A 21,365-nucleotide genomic window follows, 5' to 3' on the forward strand; every position below is an offset into this window, starting at 1 on the left:
GTCTGCCGTGTATGTTATCGAAAGGCAATATTATCATTACAGTAATCCATGTGGGGCAACTAAATGACATAAAAAAAGCCGCCACGAGGGCGGCATGTCGGGGGTGGCGGAAAAATCAGGCGGCCTTGGCCGATTCCGCGCGGCCGCAGTAGCGTTCCACATACGCCTGGTGGCTGGGCAGCTGCACGACGATGCGGTCCACCCGCGACTTGATGCTGCCGAGGAAGTGCTGGAGCTCTTCGTCGCCCATCAGGTCGGCGGTCTGGTGGTGCGAGCGCGGCATGATGCCCTGGCCCAGCATCACCTGTATCCACGAGTTCTCCGCGAACAGCTCGTTCGGCACGCGGAACACGCGGCCGGTTTCGCGGAACAGGGCTATGCGGTGCCGCAGCGAGGCGGGAATGCTCATCTCGCGCGCATCGATCCAGAACTGCGAGTCGGTGCGGTTGTTGACGTGGTAGTGCAGGATGATGAAATCGCGGATGTGCTCGATCTCGCTGTTGCACTGCTTGTTGTACTCGTCGATGTCGGCCTGGCTGATGCCGTCGGTCGGGAAGGTCTGCATCAGCCGCACCACCGAGCGCTGGATCAGGTGGATGCTGGTCGATTCGATCGGCTCCAGGAAGCCGCTCGATAAACCGATCGCCACCACATTGCCCTTCCACGTGTGCTTGCGCTGGCAAGGCTTGAACTTGATGACGCGCGGCGTGATCAAGGCCTTGCCTTCGACGTTGCTCATCAACTGCTTCATCGCCGCGTCCTCGTCCAGGTGGCGGCTCGAATACACGATGCCGTTGCCGACCCGGTGCTGCAGCGGTATGCGCCACTGCCAGCCGGCCTGGTGCGCCATCGAGCGCGTCAGCGGCACGGCGTCGCCCACCGACTCGGTCTGCACGGCGATGGCGCGGTCGCAGAACAGCCATTGCGACCAGTCTTCCATCGGTTCCTGCATGGCGTCGCCGATCAGCAGGCCGCGGAAGCCGGTGCAGTCGATGAACAGGTCGCCTTCGATTTCCTGACCCGATTCCAGCACCACCGAGCGGACGTCGCCGTTGTCCTCATGCTTGGTGTAGCGCACGATCTTGCCTTCGATGCGCTGCACGCCGCGCGGCTCGCTCAGGCGGCGCAGGTATTTGGCGTAGCGGCTGGCGTCCAGGTGGTAGGCGTAGTTCATGCCGTTGTCCGGCAAATGGGCGAAGCGGTTTTCCAGCGAGGCCTTCAGCTCCAGGCAGTAGTCGCCGTAGTCGCTGGCCAGGCCGCGCTCGACGCCCTTGTGCCAGAAGTGCTGGAAGCCGGCGGTCCAGTGGTCGGTGCCGGTGATGCCGAAGGAATGGATGTAGTCTTCCCTGACGTTGCGCCAGCCTTCGAAGCTGATGCCCAGCTTGAAGGTGGCCTGGGTCTCGGCCATGAATTCCTGCTCGTTGATTTCCAGCAGATTGTGGAAATTGATCAGCGTCGGTATCGTGGCCTCGCCGACGCCGACCGTGCCGATCTCGTCGGACTCGATCAGCTTGATGTCGAGCCGCTTGCCCAGCACCTTGGCGATGCCGGCGGCCGCCATCCAGCCGGCGGTGCCGCCGCCGACGATGACGACGCGGCGTACCGGCCGGCGCTGGTTGTGATCTCGGGTGCCTGGGTTCATCGTGGTCTCCTTAACGGTTTATTTTTTTCAGTATGTGGGCGCGCAGCGCGCGCGCGGCGTCGTCGTTGAGCGGTCCCAGCACATGGCGGGCGTGCTCGGGGATGTGCGCCGACGTGGTGTCGTCGGCTTCGAAGATGTAGTGGCGGAAGATTTCCTGCCACGCCTGACGCTGCGCCGCCGGCAGGTCGCGCATGGTCAGGAAGGCCAGCATCAGCGCGCTGGTCGGCGTATCCATGTAGTCGGGCGATTGCCGCCACCAGTAGTTGACCAGCACGTTGAACGGGTCCAGCGCTTCGATGTGATGCCACCACATGCTGGGGATGAAGATGGCGTCGCCCGGGCCCAGCTCGGCGCTCTGCGCGTGCGCCAGCGCCTCGGCGAATTTCGGATATTTGTCGAAGTCGGGATTGAGCAGGTCCACCAGGCTGACCGCCTGGCCGGCCGGCGTGAAGTCCAGCGGGCCGATGTACAGGTTCTTCAGCTGCGACGGCGGGAACAGCGTGAAGCGGCGGTGGCCGGCCGCCACCACGGCCAGGTTGTCCGGCACGTCGTAGTGGGCGGCGATGCGGGTGCGGTTGCCGATCCAGATGCTGGCCAGCGCGTCGCGGCCGCGCAGGTTGATGTCGTTGTGTTCGCGGAAGCCGGGCAGGCAGGTTTCCACCGTGGTCGAACCGACGTAGACGGTGGCTGGCTTGCTTTGATGGCGCTTGGCTTCGATCTCGTCCAGCACGGCGCTCAGCTTGGCGTGCACCGGATAGAAATTGAAGCCGTCCATGTCGGCGTTGTAGAAGAAGCGGCCGCCCGCTTCCGGCGGGCCCAGCATGGCGCCGACGGTGGCGTCGCGGTAGTGGCGGCGCAGGTAGGCGTCGCCGCCGCGCTCGTCTGCCAGCGTGGCGCACACCATCGGCCAGCTGGCGGCCAGGCCGCGCAGCACCAGCGGCTCGGTGGCGGTCAGGATGTCGTCGCCCAGGTCGTTCACGCCCAGGCCGCGGATCTCGCGTATGGCTTCAGGCATGGGCGGCGTTCTTGCGGTCGATCAGCAGGCGGAAGTTGGACAGCGAGGCCAGCACCATGTAGATCGCTTGCAGATGGCCGGCCCGGTGCAGCGCCGCCACGGCGTCCGCGCCCAGCGCCGCCAGCTTGTCCTCGTTGATGGTGTGGAAGCCGGCCAGGCGGTTTTGCGAGCCGTCGTTCAGTTCGACGTCGAGCACGAAGCTTTCCAGCAACTCGTGCTGCAGCAGCGCGGCCAGCAGGGCCGGGGTTTGCTGCAGACCGCGATGGATGGCCAGCAGCAGCGAGCTGTTGCGTTCCAGGAAGTCGCTGTTGCCGCCGTGCGGCATGAACACGGCCTCGCCGTCGGCGCGGCTGACGCGCGGGCTATCGAGGTCGATGTGCACCATCAGCTCGCTGCCGCTGCCGCCGATCAGGAAGGGCAGGCGTTCGACCATCATCGGCAGGTAGGCCGCATCCCAGCGCTCGCCGTCCAGGAACAGGTTTTCCTCTTCGTGGAAACCGAACAGCGCGACCGGTTCGAAGCCCAGGCCGTCCGTGGTCTTGCGGAAGACGATGGGGTAGCAAGCTTGCACGTCGCGGAATTCGGCGGGGAAGGTGACGGCCGCCATCTGGCGGTCGCCGTACCGGGCGCCGCGCCGGGTGATGACGCGCAAATCCTTGTGTTCTACATTGTTCAGCAGGGCGATGTTAGGCATGGTGTCTTTTTGTGATGTGGTTGATCAGTTCGCGGTTGTCCGGCAGCGCGCCCAGCATCTTGCGGGTCAGCGCGGCCGCTTCGCGGAAGTAGTGGTCGGCCTGCGCGGCTTGCTGCGCCTGGGGTTGCGTGTATTCGCTGCGGAAGCCCATGCCGTACAAGACGTACTGGTAGCTGGCCGAAGGGAATACTTCCTCGATGCGGTTGAAGTCGTTGCGCGAGGGCGCGCGGTGGCGCCACAGCGTCAGCAAGTCGTTCAGGCGTTCGGGCACGGCGGCCGTGTTGTCGCGCCAGTAGGCGCTGTCGCGGCGGCGGCTCAGCACGTAGTGCAGCTTGAGGAAGTCGATCACCCGTTCCCAGCGGTAGGTGAAGGCGTCGTTGAAGCGGCGGGCGACGATGTCCATCGCTTCGCGCGTGGCCGGCAGCTCGTCGCTGACCATGGCGACCGACATTTCCACCAGCGCCAGGGCCGAAGCTTCCAGCGGTTCGATGAAGCCGGCCGACAGGCCGATGGCGACGCAGTTGCGGTGCCAGAAGCGCGCGCGGTAGCCGGGGTTGAAGCTGAGCTTGCGCGGCGACGGGATGTCCTGCGGGCCGCCGGTGGCGCTGATGTAGCGGCGCAGTTCGGCCTCGGCCTGGTCGTCGCCGATGTGGGCGCTGGAGTACACATGGCCGACGCCGCGCCGGGTTGGCAGGCCGATGTCCCAGATCCAGCCGGCGCTTTGCGCGGTGGACGAGGTCTGCGAGGCGATCGGGTAATCGTCGGCAGGGTAGGGGATCTGCACCGCCAGCGCCGAGTCGTTGTACAGCACATGTTTCTGCGAGATGAAAGGCACTTCGTAGTGCTTGCCCAGCAGCAGGGACTGCATGCCGGTGCAGTCGATGAACAGCTCGGCTTCGAGCGCGCCGTGCGTCTGCGTTTGCAGCGCGGCGATGTCGCCGTTGTCGTGGCTGCTGATGCCGACGACGTTGTCCGGTACATAGTGCACGCCCAGTTTTTCCAGGCAGTGCTTGCGCAGGAAGACGCCGAACTTGCCGGCGTCGAGGTGGTAGCCGTAGTTGGCCACCGACGCGAATTCCGGCGTCACCACCTGCTTGGGCGCGCGGCCGTTGACGCACAGGTGCGGTTGAAAGCTGACCAGGTCGGCGAACGGGGTGTCGGGATGTTGCGCCTGCCATTGCTGCGGCAGGTTCACTTCGCCATAGCCTTGCGGCAGCACGAAGGGATGGAAGTAGTAGTCGTGGTCGCTCCCATCGACCCAGCGGTTGAAGCGCGAGCCCTGCTTGAAGGCGGCGTCGCACTCGCGGAAGAAGTCGGCTTCGGAGACGCCGATGCGGCGCAGCGTGTCGCGCATGCTGGGCCAGGTGCCTTCGCCGACGCCGATCGGGGCGATGTCGGGCGACTCGATCAGGGTGATGTGCAGCGGCGTGCCCTGGTGGTCGGCCGCGATCAGGCCGGCCGTGAGCCAGCCGGCGGAACCGCCACCCACAATCACGATGCGTCGGATCATGTTACTCGCCTTGAGGTGTTGAGATTGCTGGAAGTCTAACCGAAAAGGGGCCGCTGCCAGGCAGCGGCCCCGGGGGCTTCAACTACCGGTTAGAACTTGTAGCGCGCGCCGATCATGTAGCGCGGACCCTGCTGCGTCACCGACTCCAGCTGCTGCTTGGTGCGGCTGTGCGTACGGGTGATCGCGTTGCCCATGTTGATGCCCTCGAACTGGAAGCTCAGCTTGTCGTTGTAGTTGTAGCCTACGCTGAGGTCGAACTGGCCGTACGCTTCCACGTACTGCGGGTTCGGGCCGGAGCCGTCGAAGGTCGACGACAGGAACTCGCCGCGCCAGTTGTAGGCCAGGCGGGCGGTGAACTTCTTGTCCTCGTAGATGCCGACCACGTTCGACGAGTTCGACAGGCCGACCAGCGCGAACTGCTCGCCCAGCTTGGCGTTGTCGTACTTCAGGCCCGAGTGCACATAGGTGTAGTTGGTCGAGACGCCGAAGCCGCTGTTGCCGAACATATGCTGCAAGTTCACCTCCAGGCCGTTCAGACTGGCGGTCTTCTGGTTGGAATAGGAGTTGATCTTGAAGTTGGCGATCGGATCGCTCGGTTGGCCGACGATGGTGCCGGTGGCGTTGCCGGTGCCTTTGTCGTCTTCGCCGCGCGTCACACCCGGCGCACCGTTGTGGTTGCGGAAGATGTAGTTGCGGATGCAGGTGGTGTCGGCGCCGGCGCAACCGCTGGCCAGCGCTTCGTTCCAGAACTTGCCGCCGACCGGCGTGTGCAGGTTGAACGGCGTGGCATTGAACTGCGACTGGCCTGCATAGTTTTCCAGGTTCTTGCGGAAGTAGCCCAGCGAGAAGAAGTTCTGCTTGCCGTAGTACCACTCGTAGGACAGGTCCAGGTTCTTGGACTTGACCGGCTTCAGCGCCGGGTTGCCCTGGTTGCCGGTGCCGCCGTCGGCGCGGGTCAGCGAGTTCAGCGTGGTGCCGCCCTGGATCTGGTCGTAGCGCGGACGGCCGATGGTTTCACCCAGGCTCAGGCGGATCTTCTGGTCCGGCGTGATCTCGATGTCGGAGTCAAAGCTCGGCAGCAGATTGTGGTACTTGCCGGTCAGCGTGGTGAAGGTCGGATCGCCGAAGGTGATCGGCAATTCGTTCTGCGACACCCAGCTGATGCCGACGGCCGCCGGCACCAGCGCGGTCGAGCTGACGTCGGTGGTTTCGTAGCGCAGGCCGATGGCGGTGCGGATCGGCAGCTTGGTGTCCCAGTCGGTGTTGAACTGGATGTAGGCCGCGTTCGACTTCTCGGTGGTGCGGGCGTCGTTGTCGAAGGTGGTCTTCGGCAGGTACAGCGCCGGCAGGCCGGAGGCGGTGGCCGCCAGCTGGCGCACCTGGGCGAAGTTGAAGGTGTAGAACTGGTTGAACAGGCTAGGGCTGCCGCTGCCGTCGATGTGGTCGAAGTACTGGCGCACCGATTGCGGATGCCAGACGCTGCTCGGGTAGTCGGACGGCTTGGTGGCGCCGCCCCAGGTGTCGCGCTGCTGGTTGGAGAAGGCCGAACGGTTCTTGACTTCCGATGCGCTGGCGCCGAATTTCAGCTCGGACGCTTCCAGCACTTTCCATGCGCCCTTGACCTGGGTCTGGTCGACCTCGCCCTTCATATAGCCGTTGGTGAACACCGAGCCGGTCACTTGCTGCGGCGCGGCCGTGAAGTCGGCGCCGGCGATGCTCAGCACGGGGAAGTCGTGGCTGAAGTCGACCATGGTGTTGCCGCGGCTGAAGCTGGCGGTGCCGAGGGTGTTGCTCGAACCGAAGGGGCTGTCGGCTTTCGATTCCGCCGTCGAGTGGTGGGTGTCGAGCTCGAAGCGCAAGTCCTTGGTCGGCTTCCACACGGCGTTGAAGCCCAGCGATTTGTTCTGCGTCTTGGTGGCGAAGTCGGCCGCGCCCATGGCGATGTCGGAAGTGCCGACGCTGCTGCCGGGACGGGTGGCGATGATTTCCTGGTAGGTCAGCGGGCTGGCGACCGGGCCGCCGGTCCACGAGCTGGTCGACGGGCCGAAGTTGAACCAGGCCGACAGGTCGTTGCGCTTGGTCTGGATCTTGTTTTCGGAGTAGGTGTAGTCCAGCGTCGTCACCAGCGTGTCGACCGGCTTGTATTGCAGGGTCAGCTGGGCGTTGGTGCGCTGGCGTTTGACGCCGTTGAAGTTGTAGTTCAGGTTTTGCGGCACCGAGTACAGGTCGCTCGGGCCCGGACGGTTGATGGCGCCGTCCTGGGGAATCGTGCCCCAGTTGTTTTCATCGCCGCGGAACGGGCCCTTCCAGCCGTTGGAGACGGCGGCGGTGTTGTAGCCCAGGTTGCGTTCCTGGTAGCTGCCGGTCAGCGCCACGCCGAACTTGTTGTTGTCGAAGGTGTTCGAATACAGGCCGGAGATTTCCGGCGTGGTCGATTTGCTGGCCTTGACGTCGCTTGGCAGGTTGCCGTTGGTGCTGTCGTACACGCCCTTGACGCCCACGCTCGAATGCATGCCGGGACGGTCGAACGGCCGCGCCGTCATCACGTTGACGGTGGCGCCGATGCCGCCGGTGGCCGTTTCGGCGCGGCTGGTTTTATAGACCTGCAGCTGGGAGATCGCTTCCGACGCCAGGTTGGCGAAGTCGAAGGCGCGGCCGTTGAGGTCGCCCAGGTTGGAGGTCGGCATCTGGCGGCCGTTCAGCAGCACCAGGTTGAAGTCGGGGCCGACGCCGCGCACGGTGATCTTCGAGCCTTCGCCGATCGAACGGTCGATCGAGACGCCGGAAATGCGCTGCAGCGATTCGGCCAGGTTGGTGTCGGGGAACTTGCCGATGTCTTCGGCGACGATGCCGTCGACGATGCCGTCGGAATTGCGTTTCAGGTTCATCGAGGAAAGCAGACTCTGGCGAATACCGGTGACGACCACGCTCTGGACTTCGGGCGCCTCGGCTGCCTTGACGGGGGCTTCCTGCGCCAGTGCCTGCCCGGCCGCCGCCGCGCAAGCGCTGGCCACCGCCAGGCTGATTAATTTCTGTCGTGCCTTTGGATAATGCATGTTATCTCCTGTGTTTTTATGAACAGCTCGCTGCCACTTCCACGGATGGACATGGAAACGTTTCCATAGCAATCCATCGAATAGTATGATTGACGAAATAGTTTGTCAATCGAAGTCCGCCGGCGGGGCCGCCTGCGCCCGTGCCAGCCGTTAAAACTGCGCCATCGGTGTTGCAAAAAAATCGCCGGGGCCGCTGGTGTGGTGGTGGGCGTCCCGTCTGCCGTTTCCGCCTCCCCGGTTTGGAAAGGTTTCCATTTCGTGTGGCAAATATAGCACCGAACGAAATTCAAAGTCAATTTGCAATGCCGCATAAGCCACACCCGGTTTTCGTTGACAGAGGAAAGCAAGCCGCGCATCATGGCTGGTAACGTTTCCAAAAAGAGACACTTTGCATGCATGCTCGACCTTTTATCCGATCTTTGACGACGCTGGGCGCGGTCTGGCTGGGCTTGCTCCAGCCGGTGGCCGCCGAGCCCGCTACCGGCTGGCCGCGCGGGGCCAGGGCGGCCGTCAGCCTGGCCTACGACGACGCCCTCGATTCCCAGCTCGACCACGCCATCCCGGTGCTGGACAAGTACGGTCTGAAGGGCAGCTTTTATTTGCAGTTGTCGAGCCCGGTGGTCGAGCGGCGGCTGGCGGCCTGGCGCCGCGCGGCCAGGCATGGCCACGAGCTGGGCAACCACAGCCTGTTCCATCAATGCTCGCTGGCGGCGCCCGGCCACGACTGGGTGCAGCCGCACCGCAACCTCGACACCACCAGCGCCGCGCAGATGCAGGACCAGGTGCTGGCCGCCAACGCCATGCTGCACGCCATCGACGGCCGGCGCGAGCGCACCTACACCGTGCCCTGCGGCGACCGGCTGGCCGGCGGCGCGGGCGGCGTCGACTATCTGCCGCTGATCGCGCCGGCCTTCGTGGCGATCAAGGCCGGCGGCGGCGACGGCGTGACGGCGCCGATGGCGGCGCTCGATCCGTACGCGGTGGCGGTGCTGGCGCCGGAAGGCCTGAGCGGGCGGGAGCTGATCGCCATCGTCGAGCGGGCGGCGCAGCAGGGCGGCATGGTCAACCTCACCTTCCATGGCGTGGGCGGCGATTACCTGAGCACGTCGTCGGCCGCGCACGAGGAGCTGGTCCGCTACCTGGCCGCGCACCGCCGGATCTACTGGACCGACACTTTCATCAACATCATGACCTACGTGAAAAAGCACAAGCCGTGGCCACCATCAAAGACGTAGCCCGCCTCGCGGGCGTAGGACTGGGTACCGCTTCGCGCGTCGTCAGCGGCAAGGGCTCGGTATCGCCGGCCACGCTGGCGCGGGTCAAGGCGGCCATCGACGAGCTGGGCTTCCGCCCCTCGCACGCGGCGCGCACGCTGCTGTCCGGCTCCAGCCAGATGATAGGCGTGTACATCCCGGTTCTGAGCGGCACCTTCTACACGCCCATCCTGCAAATCATCGACAACGAATTGCGCACCGCCGGCCTGCACATGGTGGTGGCCTTCGGCGCCGGCCTGGGCGGCGCGCGCCAGCAGGCGATCGAGGGCATCGAGTTCCTGATCGAGCGCGGCTGCGACGGCTTGATCCTGATGACCAATGTGCTGCAGGAAGAAGACATCGCCGCGCTGCGGCCGCAGTACAACCACATGGTGGTGCTGAACCACAGCTTCGACAGCATCGCCGGCCAGTGCTTCACGGTCGACCACACGCTGGGCGGGCGGATGGCGGCGCGCACCTTGCTCGACCACGGCCACCGGCAGATCGCCGTGGTGGCCGGCCCGGCCAGCCTGCCGGACAATGTGGTGCGGGTCAACGCCTTCCTCGACGAGCTGCACGCCAACGGCGTCGACATCGCCAGGCTGTGGGTGACGGAACGCGACTTTTCGCCGGCCGGCGGCTGGTCGGCGGCCAAGGAGCTGATCGATTCGAAGCAGCCGTGCAGCGCGCTGTTCTGCGCCAACGACGAGATGGCGGTGGGCGCGCTGTCCTACTTCCAGGAAGCCGGCATCCGCGTGCCGCACGAGCTGTCGGTGATCGGCTACGACGATACGCCCAGCGCGGAATTCTCGGCGCCGCGCCTGACCACGGTGCACATGCCGTGGCGCGAGATGACGCAGAACGGCATCAACGCGCTGCTCAACAGCTGCTACGGCCTGCAGCGCCCCGTCACGCGCGGCTATCCGGTGACGATGACCTTGCGCGCCTCGCTGGCCTCCAACCCGGCCGCCGCCGCCACCCAGCCCGCCCGCCGCCGCAAGGCCTGAGCGCGCCACATCTTCCTCCCTCTGCGGCCGGCGCCCGGCGGCGCCGGCCCGCGTCCCAACCGCCTCGTACAGCCTTGGCAACAATGACCAAATGGCACGGGAAAATCGGTTTCGTAGTTGTTAATTTGCAGCATGAATCTGGTTTCACGCTGACATTTGCCGGAAACAATAGACGGTCAACAATGATGTCTATACATTCACCTGTAGCAACAATCATCACCGAGCACCCGTAGCACCAACAACAGACACCTATAACATCACGAAAACAAAAGAGATCGCACATGAAGAAGAATTTTCCATTCGCAGCGTTGTTGTTGTCCGCCAGCCCTTACGTTCTGGCTCAAGCCCAGGCGACCGCCGTCGCTCAAACCGCCGCCGTGCAGTCTGCCGCGGCCGATGCGACGCCGGACGATATCCAGAAAGTGGTGATTGTTTCCACCGGTAGCCGTGGCGCCCAGCGCACCATGGTCGACACCCCGGTCCCTATCGACATCATCGGTGCGCGCGATCTCGGCAAGACCGGCCAGGCCACGCTCGATAAATCCCTGCAATTCCGCGTGCCGTCCTTCAACACCGTGCAGACCCCGGTGAACGACGCCACCTCGCTGCTCGATCCCTACGAAATCCGCAACATGGGTCCTAGCCGTGTGCTGATCCTGGTGAACGGCAAGCGCAAGAACTCCAGCGCGCTGATCTACACCCAGACCTCGCCGGGCCGTGGTGAAAGCGGCGCCGACATTTCGGCGATTCCGGTTGACGCCATCAAGCGCATCGAAGTGCTGCGCGACGGCGCCTCGGCCCAGTACGGCTCCGACGCGATCGCCGGCGTCGTCAACATCATCCTGAAGGACAATGCGGAAGGCGGCTCGGCCACCGTGCGCACCGGCATGACCCACCAGAGCGACGGCAAGATGGGCGGCGTGTCGCTCAACCAGGGCCTGCCGCTGGGCGGCGACCGCGGCTTCTTCAACTACACGGTCGACGTCTCCAAGGTCAACCTGTCCAACCGTCCCGGCGTGGTCGATCCGCGCGGCGAGGCCAGCGACTTCAGCGACCCCGCCAATGGCGTGCCGGTCTCGGCAGTGCTGGCGGCCGCGCAAGCCTTTGTCAAAACCCATCCGGACGCCGGCAACATCAACGGTTCGCCGGCCACCAGCGCCGCCAAGGCCGAGTTCAACACCCGCTACGACCTCAGCGACACCACCAGCCTGTACGGTAACGCCGCCTACGTGAACAAGAAGGTCCATTCCTTCGCCAACTACCGCACGCCTTACTGGCGTCCGACCGACTACGGCCTGCTGCATTCGCCGCAGAACACGTATGTCGGCTATGTGCCGACCTTCGTCGGCACGCTGGACGACTACAACGCCACCGGCGGCACCAAGTTCATGCTGGGCGACTGGAACGCCGACGTCAGCCTGACCTACGGCGGCAACAAGCAGACCTACGCGGTCAGCAACTCGCTCAACCGCGACATGCAGAAGGACTACCTGGCCCACATCATCAGCACGCCGTCGCCGACCAGCTTCGATGCGGGCGGCGTCAAGTTCAGCCATTGGGTGCTGAACGGCGACGTCTCCAAGCAGCTGAACAAGGACGTCAACTTCTACGCCGGCACCGAGCTGCGCCACGAGAACTATGAAACCCTGGCCGGCGAGCCGGCGTCCTACTACGGCAGCGGCGCCGATTCCTACGCCGGCAACTCGGACAAGAACTCCTTCCCGTCGTCGCGCTCGAACTACGGCGCTTATGCCGGCGCCACCTGGGACATCTCGCCGGTGTTCCTGATCGACGCCACCGGCCGCTACGAGAAGTACACCGACTTCGGCAGCGCCTTCGTGTGGAAAACCTCGACCCGCTACAAGCTGAACGAGCAGGTCACGCTGCGCGCATCGGCCTCGACCGGTTTCCGCGCACCGTCGCTGGCGCAGATCTACACGCAGAAGGCGCAGTACTCCTTCGTGCCGGGCAGCGGCATCCAGGTGTCCGGCCTGGTCAACAACGTATCGAGCGCGGCGGCCTCGCTGCAAGTGCCGAAGCTGAAGGCTGAGAAGTCGAACAACATCACGCTGGGCCTGGGCTTCAAGCCGGACAACAACACCAGCATCACGCTCGACTACTACAACATCAAGGTCAAGGACCGCATCATCCTGAGCACCGAGATCAAGCCGACCGGCGACCCTGCCAATCCGCTCGACGCGCAACTGGGCGCGGCCGGCATCGTCTCGGCCAGCTTCTTCGTCAACGCCCTGACCAGCCGCACCGAAGGCCTCGACTACGTGGCGTCGCGCAAGAACATTCCTTTCGCGGACGGCAAGGTGACGCTGAACCTGTCGGGCAATCTGTCGCTGAAGAACGAGCGTGAAGGCGCCGTCAACAACCCGGGCCTGATCGCCTCGGCCGGCCAGTCGGTGCTGAACGCCACCACCGAAGCGCTGATGTTCACCTCGCGTCCGAAGTTCAAGACCATCGTCGGCGCGGACTGGGACTACAAGCAGCTGAACCTGTCGCTGAACAACACCGTGTTCGGTCCTACCCACTTCCGCAACGCCGGCATGGATGAGAACCTGGAAGTGGCGTTCAAGACCAAGATGGTGACGGACTTCGCCGTGACCTACGCGCTGACGCCTAGCACCACGCTGTCGTTCAACATCAACAATATGTTCAACACCGCGCCGAGCTGGCACTTCAATGCCCGCAACGCCAAGGGCCAGGCCATCCTGGACAGCAAAGTGGTGGACCCGACGACCGGCATGACGCCGTACGACGCGCAGACCAACCTGGTGACCTTCAACGGCCGCTATTCGATGGTGACCTACGACGGTTCGCAGTTCAGCCAGCTGGGCCGCACCTTCGCCGCTTCGCTGAACTATCGCTTCTAAGCGCGGCGCCGCAGCTATAATGGGGTCCGCCGTTCCCGCAAGGGGCGGCGGACCTTTTTTATGGAGTGGTACACATGGTTTCGTTACAAGATCAATTGCTGAAGGCCGGCCTGGTTGCCAAGAACAAGGTCAAGGTGGCCAATCAGGAGAAGAGCAAGCAGAAGAAGGAAGAGCGCCGCTCCGGCACGCAGTCCGTGGACGAGGCCAAGCTGGCCGCGCAGGAAGCGCAGCGCAAGCTGGCCGAGCGCAACCGCGAACTGAACGCGCAGCGCGACGCCGCCGCGCAGCAGAAAGCCATCGTCGCGCAGATCGCGCAGATGGTGCAGCAGAACCGCCAGGACAAGGGCCGCAACGGCGATATCGCCTACAACTACACGCACGGCAGCAAGATCGAGCGCATGTTCGTGACGGCGGCGGTGCGCGAGCACCTGGTGGCCGGCCGCCTGGTGATCGTGGTGCTGAACGGCGTGGCCGAACTGGTGCCGCGCGTGATCGCCGACAAGATCGCCGAGCGCGATGCGGCGATGGTGGTGCGCGTCAACAAGAGCACCACCACCGTGGAAGAGGACGATCCTTACGCCGCCTTCCAGATCCCAGACGATCTGATGTGGTAATCAGCCGGCCAGCCTGCCCTTGAGCAGGTTCAGGCCTTGCGCCAGCAGGCCGTCGGCCGGCACTTCGCCGTGCGGCGTCAGCTGGTCGATAATCTGCGGCAGCAGGTGCGCCAGGCCGGACGACACCTGCGACGGATCGATGCCGGCCTGGCCGGCGATCTGCTGCAGCTGATCCGAGCCCAGCGCCGCCTCCAGCTGGGAACCGGAAATGGCCTGGTTGGCGCCCGTGCCTATCCACGACATGACCTGGTCCGCCAGGCCGCTGTTTTTCAGTTGCTCCAGCACGGCGGGCACGCCGCCGGCGTTGTCTATCATCGCCATCACGCCCGACAGCAAGTTCCCCTGCTGCCCCTCGGCCTGCTGGCCGCCTCCCAGCGATCCCAGTACCTGTCCTGCCAATTGATCCAGTAAGCTCATCATGTTCTCCGGTGGGTACGGCGATCGAAATGTCATTTTTGCACTAAATCAAGGGCAGGGCAAGCGGCTTACAGCGCCGCTTCCAGAATGCGGCGGCTGCGCGCCAGGTCGATGTCGCGGTGCTCGCCCAGGCTGGTCATGCCGTGCGTGGACAGCTGCTCCAGCACCGCCTCCACCGCCGTCTGGCCCAGGTGGTAGGCCGACAGCCGGGTCGGTATGCCCAGGCCCTCGAAGAAGGCGCGGGTGCGGGCGATGGTGGCGTCGATGCGCTGCGTTTCGCTGCCGTCGCGGATGCCCCAGACGCGGGCGCCGTATTGCAGCAGCTTGGCGCGCTTGGTCTCGCGCTGCACTTCCAGCAGCGACGGCAGCACCAGCGCCAGCGTGCGCGCATGGTCGATGTCGTACAGCGCGGTCAGCTCGTGGCCGATCATGTGGGTGGCCCAGTCCTGCGGCACGCCTGCGCCGATCAGCCCGTTCAGCGCCAGGGTGGCGGTCCACATCAGCGTGGCGCGGGTATCGTAGTCGTCCGGTTCGGCTAGCGCCTGCGGGGCGATTTCCACCAGCGTCTGCAGCAGGCCTTCGGCAAAGCGGTCCTGCACCGGCGCCTGCGCCGGGTAGGTCAGGTATTGCTCGACGATGTGGACGAAGGCGTCGACCAGGCCGTTGGCCACCTGCTTGGCCGGCAGCGTGAAAGTCTTGGCCGGATCGAGCACGGAGAACTGCGGGAACAGCAGCGGGCTGCGGAACGGCAGCTTGGACTGGGTGGCCTTGTGCGTGACCACCGCGCCGTTGTTCATTTCCGAGCCGGTGGCCGGCAGCGTCAGCACGGCGCCGAAGGGCAGGGCGCGGCGCACCTTGGCGCCGCCGCTCTGGGCGATCTCCCACGGTTCGCCGTCGTACAGCGCGGCGGCGGCGACGAACTTGGTGCCGTCGATGACCGAGCCGCCGCCCACCGCCAGCAGGTAGTCGATCTCGTCGCGGCGCACCTGGTCGACGGCGCGCATCAGGGTTTCGTAGCTGGGGTTGGGCTCGATGCCGCCGAACTCCTTGACGACGCGTGCGCCCAGGGCGGTGCGCACCTCGGCCAGCGTGCCGGTCTTTTCCGCGCTGGCGCCGCCGTACAGGATCAGCACGCGGGCGCTTTCCGGCACCAGGCGGGACAGCTGGGCGATGGTGTCCGCGCCGAAGACGATCTTGGTCGGGTTGTGGAATTCAAAGTTCTTCATGCTAGCTCCTGTTATTAGACTGGTCGTCTAGTTAATGTCGTAAAAAAAGAGCGCGGGCGACAGGCCCGCGCCTGGGATGGGGTGTCAGTGGCGCGGCCGCGTGTCCGGCGGCAGGCCCAGCATGGCGACCGTGGCCCGCCACGCGGCGCGCAGCGCGCTCGGTTCGCGCCGCAGCTTGGTCAGCATGGCGGCGCCCAGCCACATCTGGTACAGGGCCAGCGCCGTGTGGGCGGCGTCGGAAGTGGGCGGCAGCGAACCTTCGGCCACGGCCTGGACGATGCCGTCGGCCAGGCGGGCGACGATGCGGTTGGTGCCGTCCAGCAGCGCGCTGCGCATGGCTTCCGACATGTCCGCCACTTCGCTGCCGAGCTTGACCACCAGGCAGCTGCAATCGCTGTAGCCGGCGCTGCGGTCTTCCCAGCTGGCCCAGTAGTCCAGCAGCGATTGCGCGGCGTTCTGGCCTTGCTGGCCCAGCAGGCGTTCGATCCGCGCCAGGTATTGCTCGACATGGTCTTCCAGCAGCGCCACGCCGAACAGTTCCTTGGATTTGAAGTAGTGGTAGAAGGAGCCCTTGGGCACGCCGGCAGCCGTCAGGATCTCGTTCAAGCCCACGCCGGCAAAGCCTTTGCCGAGGATGATGGTCTTGCCCGTGTCCAGGATGTGCTGGCGGACGTTGTGGTGTTCTGTGGTCATGGTGGCGCCATGATAGCACAATTAGACCAGTCGTCTGGAATGGCGTTGCCGCGCCGCTGTCGCGTTATCTGGCCGGCTTGCAGCGCGCCCGCGCGGGCGGCTAAGCAAGCTCCGTCGCTCCCGCGAAAGCGGGAGCCCATAGCATGCCTGAGGAGCAAATTCAGCACGGAGGGAATGCATGCAGTGCATGGATTCCCGCTTTCGCGGGAATGACTGCGGTGGCATTAGCCCGCAGCTGGTCCTGGCGTCTAGCCGCGTGCCGGTTTGCGGCGCCGCGCGACCACGCCCAGCAGGCCCAGGCCGGCCAGCAGCATGGCGTAGGTGTCGGCTTCAGGCACCGAGCGCACGACCAGCTGGTCGGCAAAACCGTGGGCGCCCGGCACGCCGGCCCATGGGCCGAAAGGCTGGCCGCCGCCGTCCTGCCAGTCGCAGTGGCTGAAGGAATTGCTGAAGTAGGCGGTGGCGCAGGCGGCCGCGCCGGTCAGGTCGGCATTGGCGGCGGCGAAGTAGGCGCCGGTCAGCGGGTCGGTGCCGCCCAGCGGCACGTTGGCGCCGGTGAACATGAAGTCGGTGGCTTTGGGCGCGTTCAGCAGTTCCGCCGCGGTCGGCAGGCGCCAGCCGAATTGCGACTGGAAGGACAGGTCGAGACCGTCGGCGGCGGGCAGCGGGAAGGCCCACGCCCAATCCAGATTGTTGACGGTGATGTAGGCGTTGCTGGCCACCGGGGCATCGACCAGGGCGGCGTTGGCGCTGCCGGCGGCGCAGAAAACGAGTGCAAGGCTGAGACGTTTAACGAAGTTCATAGGTTCCCTTTTAGTTGGTTTTTATTCGAAATACCGAGACTGGAACGGCAGGCTACCCCGGCGACTTGCACAAAACAATTGAAATAATTGAATGCAAGTTGTGTTTACGCCAGTTGTGCAGATTTAGCGGGATAGGGAGCGGATTTCGCCAAGCGTGCGGGCGGTAGCCGGCACGATTTGCTGGACTAAATGGCAACATTTGCATATCCTGCGGGAATGCCAAGTATGCCTGCCATCCCCGTCATGCAGCTCCGCCCGGCCAGCCCGCCCGGGTGGCTGCCGCCGTGGGCCGCTGCCGTGCTGGCGTGGAATCTGCTGGCGGTGCTGGGCGCGCTGGCCAGCTATGGCGATGCGCGCCATGCCGTCGTCCCGGCGGCGTTTGCGGCGACGCTGCTGCGCTTTGTGGTGGTGCATCTGCCGCTGAGCGCGGTCAGCCTGGTGCTGGCCGTCGGCTTTGATCGCGCCGGGTTCAGGCGCCAGCAGCTGTCGCAACTGCTGCTGGCTTACGGGGCGGTGCTGCTGGTCTTCCTGCCTTTGCTGAGCATCTGGCACAGCGCGATCAACAATCTTTTCAGCGGCAGGCCGCTGGCCGCGCTGCCGGTCCTGCTTGGCCAGCAGAGCGTGCTCAGCTGGTGGTTCGATGCGCTGGTGCTGACGCTGGCGTTCGGCGCGCATCTGGCGTACGGCGCCTGGCGGCACGGGCAGGCGCAGGCGCTGGCCTGGCAATTGGCCCGGCAGGGCAATCTGGCTTTGCGGCTGCGTCTGCTGCAGGGACAGTTGGAGCCGTATTTTTTGTCGAGCGCGCTGGCCGGCATCGGCCAGCTGAACCGCGAGGGCTTGCGCGAGCAGGCGACACGGGCGCTGGTCCGCCTGAGCGGCCTGCTGCGTTATGCGCTGCGCGCCAGCCGCTCGGACTGGCAAAGCGTCGCCGATGAAATCGAGTTCCTGCGCGACTATGTCGACTTGCAGCGTCTGTGCCACGGCGCCGGCCTGGCGGTCCAATGGCAGCTGGGCGACGCCGACTGGGCCGACTACCGCTGTCCGCCGCTGCTGCTGTTCCCGATGCTGGAGCGGGCGCTGGCGACGCAACCGCAGCGGCTGGCCGTGCACATAGTCACGCAGCGGGCGGACGGCGGACCGTGGGTGCTGGCCGAGGTCAGCTACGCCGGCGGTGCACACAGCGCCCGCAGCGATGCGCTCGCCGCGCTGGCCGAACGCCTGGCCATGCTGTACGGCGACGCCGCCACGCTGGCCTCGCAGACCGACGGCGACACCATCCATATCCGACTGTCCTATCCGGTGTCGCTGCATGACGATTGACCTCGCCATCGCCGCGCAGCCGATCCGCACTGCGTCTGCACAGGCTGCACAGGCCCGATCGGCTGCGCGCGCGCTGCGCGGCTGGCGGCCATGTTTGACGATCCTGCTGGGCTGGCAGGTGCTGGCGCTGCTGGAAGCGCTGGCCAGGGCCGCCGACGCCAGCCACAGCGGGCGCACGCTGGCACTGGGCCATCTGTTGGCAGGCCTGGCGCTGCAATACCTGCCGCTGGTGCTCAACAGCTGGGTGCTGGCGCTGGTGTTCCACCGCCGGCAGGAAGCCATGCTGCGGCCATCCCGCTTGCTGCTGGCATTTTTTGTATCGATAGCGGTTTTCCTGCCACTGCTCACCGGCGTCGACCTGCTGATCGTGCTGCTGCGCGACGGCCGCCCGTGGCGCGATTTCCCCGCCATGCTGTCCCAGCTCGGACACCTGACCTGGTGGTACAACATCTTCGTGGTGAGCCTGGCTTTCCTGGCGCAGGCCGCGTACAGCGCGTGGCGGCGCGGCCGGCAGCAGGCATGGTCGGCGCAGCGCGCGCACACGGAAAACCTGCAACTGCGCCTGGGCCTGCTGCAAGGGCAGCTCAAGCCGCACTTCCTGTTCAACGCGCTCAACAGCATCAGCGCGCTGGTGCGCACCGCCGATGCCGCGCTGGCCGACCGCGCCCTGCAACGCCTGGGCGAGCTGCTGCACTACGCGCAGGCGGCGGGCCATGGCCGGCCGGCCAGCGTGGCCGATGAGCTCGACTTCCTGCGCGCCTACCTCGAACTGCAAAGCCTGCGCTACGGCGACCGCATGCACGTGGACTGGACGGTCGATGAGCGCGACTGGCGACGCCACGCCTGTCCGCCGCTGCTGTTTCAGCCGCTGGCGGAAAACGCCGTGCACCACGGCGTCGAACCGCATCAACTGGAATGCCGCATCGATATCGCGCTGGCCTGTGCCGACGGCATGGTCTGCCTGCGCATCACCAACCCGGTCCTGGCGGGCGCGCGCGCCGGCCATGGACTGGGCCTGACCATGACGCGCGAACGCCTCGCCATCCTGTACGGGCAGCGCGCCGACCTTCACATAGACGCCGATGAACACCACTACACTATCGAACTGCGTTTCCCCGCCGACGGCCAGCAAGCGGCCTAGGACGGTCCTGATCGTCGACGACGAGCTGCCGGCGGTCGCCAACCTGGAATGGCTGCTGGCCCGGCGGCCGCACTGGCGCATGCTGCCGTCGTGCCGTTCGAGCGAACAGGCGCGCATCCAGCTGAAGGCGACGCCGGCCGACCTGGTGCTGCTCGACATCCAGATGCCCGGCCAGTCGGGCCTGGAATTCGCGCGCGAATTGTGCCGGCAGCCGTCCGCGCCGATGATCGTCTTCACCACCGCCTACGACGAGCATGCGCTGAGCGCCTTCGACATCTTCGCGCTGGACTATGTGCTCAAGCCCTTCGACGACGAGCGCTTCGACCGCATGCTCAGGCGCGCGGCGCAGATGCTGGAGCTGAACCAGCAGGCCGAGCTGAACGGCGCCGTGCACGACTACCTGCGCGACCGCGCGGCCGACGAGGCGGCGCAGGCCGCGCCGCTGCTGGAGCAGCTGGTGGTGCGCACCGCCAGCGGCCTGGAGCGCGTTTCGGTGGACGACATCGAGTGGATAGGCGCGGCCGGCAACTACGTCGAACTGCACCTGGCCGGGCGCGTGGTCCTGCACCGCACCACCATCACGGCGATCGCCGGACGCTTGCCGGCGCAGGACTTCGTCCGCGTGCACCGTACCGCCGTGGTGCGCAAGTGCGCCATCGTCGGCCTGCGCAGCGACAGCGACGGCGCTCCCGCAGTGCGGCTGGCGCAGGGCGATACGGTGCGGGTCAGCGCCAGTTACCTCAAGCAGGTGCAGACCTTGTTTGCCTGAACGGGGGGCGGCGGCCGGTTCATCCCAAATCCTGCCCAATTGATCACATACACATAGCCGGCAGTTTTACCTTCGTGGCAAGCTTCGCAGACCTTACGGCTTACCACAGGAGGATCACCAAGATGAACAAGATCGTTATCGGCATGCTGGCCCGCATCGCCTGCATGGTTTTCGCTTGCGTCGCGATGAACGCGTCCGCGCAGACGGTGGCGCAGGACGTCGACAGATCGCTGGAAAGCAGCGTCAAGACCGTGCGTGTCCACAATCTCGATTTCCCCGTACTCGACGTCGGCAAAGGGCCTGTCGTCTTGCTGTTGCACGGCTTTCCTGACTCGCACCGCGTATGGCGCAAGCAGGTGGCCCCATTGGTTCGCGCCGGCTACCGCGTGATCGCGCCGGACCTGCGCGGTTACGGCGATGCGCCGACCTTCCCCAACGTCGCCGACTACAGCATCAACAAGGTGCTGGGCGATGTGGTCGGCCTGCTCGATGTGCTGAAAATCCAGCAGGCGCGCGTGGTCGGCCACGACTGGGGCGCGGCCGTGGCCTGGTACCTGGCGGCGTTCTTCCCCGACCGCGTGGAGCGCTTGATGGTGATGTCGGTGGGAGCGCCGTGGACGCCCGAGTTCAGCAGCATCGAGCAGCGCGAGAAATCCTGGTACGGCTTGTTCTTCCAGTTCGAAGGCGTGGCCGAAGCGCAGCTGCGCAAGAACGATTGGGCGCTGTTGCGCGGCCTGGCCCGCAACGAGGGCGATATCGACGCGGCCATCGTGCACTTCTCGCGGCCGGGTGCGCTGACGGCGGCGCTCAACTGGTACCGCGCCAATTCCAAGCCGGTGATGCCGGCGCCGGACGGCACGCCGCCGCAGCCGCTGCCGAAGGTGCGCGCCGACGTCACCGGCGTCTGGAGCGAGCAGGACCACTATCTGACCGAGGAGCAGATGCAGGCCTCGGGTAGCGAGGTGCTGGGCAAATGGCGCTACCAGCGGCTGGACCGGGCGGGCCACTGGATGATGCTGGAACAGCCGCGCCAGGTCAGCGAGCTGATACTGGACTTCTTGGCCCGCTGAACGAAAAAAGGCCCGCCGGCATAGGCGGGCCTTGGGGGCGGGCAGGGCAATCAGCCGCGGCGCACCAGCTTCATGCCGTTGGCGCGGCCGCCGTAAGCCACCATGCCGGTGATCTTGCCGCTGCCGTCACGTTCCAGACGGACCACCAGGCCACCGGTGCCGAAGGCGTCGGCGAACACCGGCACCAGCGGCTGTTCGTCGAAGCGCGGGATCGACATCCACAGCTCCCCGGCCATTGCGCTTCTCCCCTGGC

Annotated in this window: 18 protein-coding genes; 8 read left to right on the plus strand and 10 right to left on the minus strand. The window is 65.6% G+C overall.

Annotation, left to right across the window (positions count from 1 at the left end; all coding sequences use genetic code 11):
- Positions 1–115 precede the first annotated feature (115 nt).
- The 5 genes from GEV01_RS27880 to GEV01_RS27900 form a co-directional block, all read right to left on the minus strand.
- A complete protein-coding gene (locus GEV01_RS27880) occupies positions 116–1,642 on the minus strand; it encodes a tryptophan halogenase family protein (protein ID WP_152809268.1) in 1,527 nt (508 codons plus the stop codon).
- A gap of 10 nt (positions 1,643–1,652) precedes the next feature.
- Positions 1,653–2,657: a cupin-like domain-containing protein gene (locus GEV01_RS27885; RefSeq protein WP_152809270.1), complete on the minus strand. Its 1,005-nt coding sequence runs from the start codon at positions 2,655–2,657 to the stop codon at positions 1,653–1,655.
- Positions 2,650–3,351, minus strand: a complete 702-nt coding sequence (locus tag GEV01_RS27890) for a SapC family protein (protein ID WP_152809272.1) — start codon at positions 3,349–3,351, stop codon at positions 2,650–2,652. The genes GEV01_RS27885 and GEV01_RS27890 overlap by 8 nt, the downstream gene beginning before the upstream one ends.
- Positions 3,344–4,861 (minus strand): tryptophan halogenase family protein, encoded by a 1,518-nt coding sequence (locus GEV01_RS27895; protein ID WP_152809274.1) that lies wholly within the window; start codon positions 4,859–4,861, stop codon positions 3,344–3,346. The genes GEV01_RS27890 and GEV01_RS27895 overlap by 8 nt, the downstream gene beginning before the upstream one ends.
- An 89-nt stretch (positions 4,862–4,950) precedes the next feature.
- Positions 4,951–7,917, minus strand: a complete 2,967-nt coding sequence (locus tag GEV01_RS27900; RefSeq protein ID WP_152809276.1) for a TonB-dependent receptor — start codon at positions 7,915–7,917, stop codon at positions 4,951–4,953.
- A 392-nt stretch (positions 7,918–8,309) separates the two neighbouring features.
- Here GEV01_RS27900 and GEV01_RS27905 point away from each other — a divergent pair, with 392 nt between their 5' ends.
- The 4 genes from GEV01_RS27905 (at position 8,310) to GEV01_RS27920 (ending at position 13,673) form a co-directional block, all read left to right on the plus strand.
- Positions 8,310–9,152, plus strand: coding sequence for a polysaccharide deacetylase family protein (locus GEV01_RS27905; protein ID WP_152809278.1), 843 nt, complete (start codon positions 8,310–8,312; stop codon positions 9,150–9,152).
- Positions 9,131–10,177 (plus strand): LacI family DNA-binding transcriptional regulator, encoded by a 1,047-nt coding sequence (locus tag GEV01_RS27910; RefSeq protein ID WP_328595649.1) that lies wholly within the window; start codon positions 9,131–9,133, stop codon positions 10,175–10,177. Before GEV01_RS27905 ends, GEV01_RS27910 begins: the two co-directional genes overlap by 22 nt.
- Positions 10,178–10,458: 281 nt before the next feature.
- Positions 10,459–13,059: a TonB-dependent receptor plug domain-containing protein gene (locus tag GEV01_RS27915; protein WP_152809280.1), complete on the plus strand. Its 2,601-nt coding sequence runs from the start codon at positions 10,459–10,461 to the stop codon at positions 13,057–13,059.
- Between the two features lie 74 nt (positions 13,060–13,133).
- A complete protein-coding gene (locus tag GEV01_RS27920) occupies positions 13,134–13,673 on the plus strand; it encodes a DUF2058 domain-containing protein (protein WP_152809282.1) in 540 nt (179 codons plus the stop codon).
- Here GEV01_RS27920 and GEV01_RS27925 read toward each other — a convergent pair whose 3' ends face one another.
- The 4 genes from GEV01_RS27925 to GEV01_RS27940 form a co-directional block, all read right to left on the minus strand.
- Positions 13,674–14,093: a YidB family protein gene (locus GEV01_RS27925; protein ID WP_235914612.1), complete on the minus strand. Its 420-nt coding sequence runs from the start codon at positions 14,091–14,093 to the stop codon at positions 13,674–13,676.
- 65 nt (positions 14,094–14,158) lie between these two features.
- Positions 14,159–15,316, minus strand: a complete 1,158-nt coding sequence (locus GEV01_RS27930) for an iron-containing alcohol dehydrogenase (RefSeq protein WP_152809284.1) — start codon at positions 15,314–15,316, stop codon at positions 14,159–14,161.
- An 84-nt stretch (positions 15,317–15,400) separates the two neighbouring features.
- The gene (locus GEV01_RS27935; protein WP_152809286.1) at positions 15,401–16,009 is read right to left on the minus strand and encodes a TetR/AcrR family transcriptional regulator; all 609 of its coding nucleotides are present in this window, start codon (positions 16,007–16,009) and stop codon (positions 15,401–15,403) included.
- 248 nt (positions 16,010–16,257) lie between these two features.
- A complete protein-coding gene (locus GEV01_RS27940; RefSeq protein WP_152809288.1) occupies positions 16,258–16,812 on the minus strand; it encodes a PEP-CTERM sorting domain-containing protein in 555 nt (184 codons plus the stop codon).
- A gap of 225 nt (positions 16,813–17,037) precedes the next feature.
- Here GEV01_RS27940 and GEV01_RS27945 point away from each other — a divergent pair, with 225 nt between their 5' ends.
- From GEV01_RS27945 to GEV01_RS27960, 4 genes are all read left to right on the plus strand, one after another.
- Entirely contained in the window at positions 17,038–18,132 is a 1,095-nt protein-coding gene (locus GEV01_RS27945; RefSeq protein ID WP_152809290.1) for a histidine kinase, read from the plus strand.
- Positions 18,122–19,273 (plus strand): sensor histidine kinase, encoded by a 1,152-nt coding sequence (locus GEV01_RS27950; protein WP_152809291.1) that lies wholly within the window; start codon positions 18,122–18,124, stop codon positions 19,271–19,273. Before GEV01_RS27945 ends, GEV01_RS27950 begins: the two co-directional genes overlap by 11 nt.
- Complete coding sequence (locus tag GEV01_RS27955; RefSeq protein WP_152809293.1) at positions 19,215–20,042, plus strand: LytR/AlgR family response regulator transcription factor; 828 nt, start codon at positions 19,215–19,217, stop codon at positions 20,040–20,042. The genes GEV01_RS27950 and GEV01_RS27955 overlap by 59 nt, the downstream gene beginning before the upstream one ends.
- 122 nt (positions 20,043–20,164) lie before the next feature.
- Positions 20,165–21,112: an alpha/beta fold hydrolase gene (locus tag GEV01_RS27960; protein WP_152809296.1), complete on the plus strand. Its 948-nt coding sequence runs from the start codon at positions 20,165–20,167 to the stop codon at positions 21,110–21,112.
- Between the two features lie 50 nt (positions 21,113–21,162).
- On the opposite strand, the gene GEV01_RS27965 is transcribed toward GEV01_RS27960, so the two are convergent.
- Positions 21,163–21,348, minus strand: a complete 186-nt coding sequence (locus GEV01_RS27965) for a hypothetical protein (RefSeq protein WP_152809298.1) — start codon at positions 21,346–21,348, stop codon at positions 21,163–21,165.
- Positions 21,349–21,365: the final 17 nt, after the last annotated feature.

Origin of the sequence: Rugamonas rivuli, from assembly GCF_009380165.1 — a bacterium.
Taxonomy (GTDB): Bacteria; Pseudomonadota; Gammaproteobacteria; order Burkholderiales; family Burkholderiaceae_D; genus Rugamonas; species Rugamonas rivuli.